General features: G+C 25.7%; 3 protein-coding genes. 2 read left to right on the top strand and 1 reads right to left on the bottom strand.

The window, feature by feature from the left end; genetic code table 11:
* A partial coding sequence (locus tag IPH62_19840; protein ID MBK7107525.1) for a hypothetical protein occupies nucleotides 1-662 on the bottom strand: 662 nt, incomplete at its 3' end.
* A 191-nt stretch (nucleotides 663-853) separates the two neighbouring features.
* On the opposite strand from IPH62_19840, the gene IPH62_19835 reads away from it, so the two are divergent.
* Nucleotides 854-2,227, top strand: coding sequence for an RRXRR domain-containing protein (locus IPH62_19835; GenBank protein MBK7107524.1), 1,374 nt, complete (start codon nucleotides 854-856; stop codon nucleotides 2,225-2,227).
* Between the two features lie 241 nt (nucleotides 2,228-2,468).
* Nucleotides 2,469-4,069: diguanylate cyclase (locus IPH62_19830; protein MBK7107523.1), on the top strand; the 1,601-nt coding region annotated here is incomplete at its 3' end.

Below are 4,069 nucleotides of genomic sequence, written 5' to 3'. Positions count from 1 at the left end.
CAAGAAATAGTATTGCATCCATAATAATTAACATTAGTTAGAACGGTTTTATTAATAGTATTATTAGAACACAATTGGCCTTGGTTATTTAATCCATAAGTATAAACATTTCCATTTTTAGTTAAAACAACCAAATGACCAGTTCCAGTTGCAAGAGAAACAGGTTCTTCCTGTAACATCAATTGCATTGTGATATTTGTTTTTGGAACAAATTCATATACTTTTTTATTAGTAATATAATAAATGTTAGTACTTGTTAGACTAACATCAATAACATTATTACTGATTAAAGTTGGAGCTACATTATCATATAATCCAGTTTTCCAACCAAAGTAAAATAATTTATTACTCTTAGTGATAAATGCAGTCCGACTATAATTTGCAGAAACTTGAGAAATCTTATCTGCAAATTTCACAAAATTACGATACTCAACTCCAGTTTCATTATAATTCAATTCTCCATATTTGTTGCTTCCTGCAATATACATTGAATCCTTATATAGTAATACATTATGCGAATAACCTCCAGATCCAAATGAATCTGCTGCAAGTGAATTATTAATATATCCAAAACTTAACAAAATAAAAACAACTAGTTTAATATTCGTCAGATTACCCCGTCCTAAAGGACGGGGCTTGTAAAGTTGAATTTGCGTAAGCAAATTGAATATTTACAAGACCATTTATGGATCTGAACAGGATATTTACTAAAGCGTCCACCTTCAAATGCCACTCCCAGTTTGAAGCTCTGTTTGTGAAAGACATTTCATCTGCAATTAGGTAACGAAAGCAGATGGTGCTTTAGTAAGTCCAGGGGAGACTGATTCTTACTCCAGACCAAGGAGAACTTTCAGTGATTATTTTTGTAAAAGATTCAAGAAACAGAGTACTTTCTCCAACTACAAAAGTAGATTGGATGAATAAGATGTTGAAAAAGAATAAAGCAAAATTAATTTGTCGAAAATTGATGTTGCTTCAATTATCTTATCCAGTAACTTCAAAATCAAATGATGAATATGCTTATTTTATTGGAATTGACACTGGATATTCAAATATAGGTTTCTGTGTATTAAAAGAGTCATCTTCAAAAGTATTATTGCTGTTTAAAGGTGAAGTTAAATTAAGAACAGCAGATATTACTAAATTGATGACTGAAAGAAAAATGTACAGAAATATTAGAAGAAAAAATCGCAGATGCAATTGTAAAAATCGCAAATTTAGATTTCCTAGATGGAAAAATAGAAGTAAGAATAAGGCAAATCCAACTAGAAATTACTTATTAAATACTCATTTGAATGTAATTAAATATTTATTTAAATATGTAGAAGAAGAGAAATCAATTATTAATTTAGAATATGCAAAATTTGATACAAATTTATTATCTGGAAATAAGAATTTGCCTGGAAAAGGAACTGCATCAGAAGTTAATTTAGTTTCTTATATTTTAAAAAGAGATAATTATACTTGTTTAAAGTGTAAGAATCAGAATATTCCTCTTCAAGTTCATCATATTAAATTTAGATCTGCTGGTGGGACTAATATTTCTTCAAATTTGGCTACAGTATGTATATCTTGTCATAAGAAGATTCATGAAAATAAGATTTCAAATATTTTTAAATTGAATGAAGACGATTTTAAAGCATCTGGAATGTTAAATTCAGTGATGCCAAAAATATATTTGAAATTAGCAGAAAAGTATTGCATATACAAATTCTTTGGATATGAAACTAAATTTGATAGAATTAAAAGAAAAATAGTCAAATCACATTCTAATGATGCTTTAATTTTAAGTATGTTTAATGTGAATTTTGAAAATAAACAAATATTAAATTTCAATTTAAATTTGAATTTAAATTCATATCGCAGACATAATAGAGCAGCAACTAAAAGAATTGAAGATAGAAAATATTACTTTAAAAATAAATTTTCTATTGCTAAAAATAGAAGAAAAAGATGCAATCAAGCAGATGATGCTTTGATTGATATAAGAAGAATATATTTGGATGCAAAATTAAAAGTTAAATCTGGAAAGATTATTTATAATCAAAGAACTAAAGATAAACCTTTTACTCCTGGAGATGTAATTTCTTTTAAATCAAAAGAAAATTACATTATAACTGGATTTAGTTCTACTCAAAGAAAAGCATTTTCTGATAAATATTCTTTTAAAATTAAAGAGGCATCTAATTTTAAAGTAAGAAGAAACAGTGGACTTACAATTTTGTAATTGTCCAATTCCTCTCCGGCCTAAAGGCTTCCCATAATGAACTTCGTTCATTATGGCGGAGTCTCCTTGGACACTAAAAGATGATAATTTTCCTTTTTGGATTTGCAATTTAGGAAGTTTAAATTGCTAATATTGTATTTGTATATTAGAATTCACAAAACCAAGCGTAAAATCTAAGGAATCATTAAAAGTGGAGATATCTATAGAAGAACTCAAACAGCAAATTAAGACAAAGGATAAAATGGAAAAATGCATTTTATCTTTATTAGATATATCTAATTCTGTTAATTTAACAGAAGATGAAATAATCCAAAGGATCATAGATGATGTGGTTGAATTAACATCTAGTACTTGTGGATATTTGCATTTCATTAATCCAGATAATGAAACAATAAATTTAAAAGTATGGTCTAAAAATACTTATAATATGTGTACTGCAGTTTATGATAATCATTATCCAATATCTGATGCTGGAATATGGGCAGATTGTGCTAGAACAAAACTACCAGCAATTCATAATAATTATGAAACAGAATTAACTAAAAAAGGATTACCAGAAGGACATTTTAAATTAATAAGACATATGAGTGTTCCAGTAATTGAAGATGATAAAGTAGTAGTTATTATTGGTGTTGGAAATAAAGAAACATTTTATGATAATTTAGATGCAAAACAAATGGAAGTAATAACTCAAAATTTATGGAGATTAATAAAAAATAAAAGATATGAAGAAAAATTAAAACAATTAAATGAAGAAGCAAAATATGATCATCTAACAGATGTTTATAATAGAAAAGAATTTGAAGTTATTGTTGATAAATATTCTAAAGATAAAGAATATGATAATGTTGTAGCATATATTGATGTTGATAATTTTAAAATAATAAATGACAGATGTGGACATACTGCTGGTGACAATTTTTTAAAATTAATAGTGAAATTATTTAAATCCAAAATAAGAAAATGTGATATAATTGGTAGACTAGGAGGAGATGAATTCGGAATTATTTTTATTGGATGTGGAATAAATAATGCAGTTATAATTTGTGAAAAATTAAGAAAAGAATTGAGTATAAATATATTTGAATGGGAAGATTTAGAATTTAAAATAAGTGTCAGTATAGGATTAACACATATAATTGGAAATGTTGATGATATATTATCAAATGCAGATTCTGCTTGTTACATAGCCAAAGAATCTGGAAAAAATCAAATTAAAATATATGATAACGAAAATTCTAAATTAATTGATAGAAAAGATAAATTATTATGGGCTTCAAAAATCCCATTTTTAATAACTAATAATTGTTTGAGATTATATGTTCAACCAATTAAATGTATAAATTTCGATTGTTCAGATTGTAAATTAATAAATTATAATGATTACCTTTGCAATAATTATGAAGTATTATTAAGAATATATGAAGATGATAAAATAAAACTTCCGGGTTCATTTTTAAGTGCTTCTGAAAAATACAATATGTCAATAGAAGTAGATAAATGGGTTGTAGAAAATGTAATAAATATACTTAATGATACTGTATTAGATTCTAATGTTTCTTTATTAAATATAAATTTATCTACACAGTCATTAAGTAATTCTGAATTTTTTTATTTTTTAGAAAAACAAGTCAAAAGATTAACTCATCCTGAAAAAATTTGTTTTGAAATAACAGAAACCGCCGCCATAAATAATTATAATAATGCTTTAAAATTAATTAATAATTTAAGAACTTTAGGATTTAAATTTGCATTAGATGATTTTGGAAGTGGATTTAGTACATTTGAATATATTAAAAAACTACCAATAGACTTTATTAAAATAGATGGGATGTTTATTAA

It is taken from the genome of Ignavibacteriota bacterium, from assembly GCA_016708125.1.
Lineage (GTDB): Bacteria > Bacteroidota > Ignavibacteria > Ignavibacteriales > Melioribacteraceae.
This window is presented reverse-complemented; position numbering and strand designations above follow the sequence as displayed.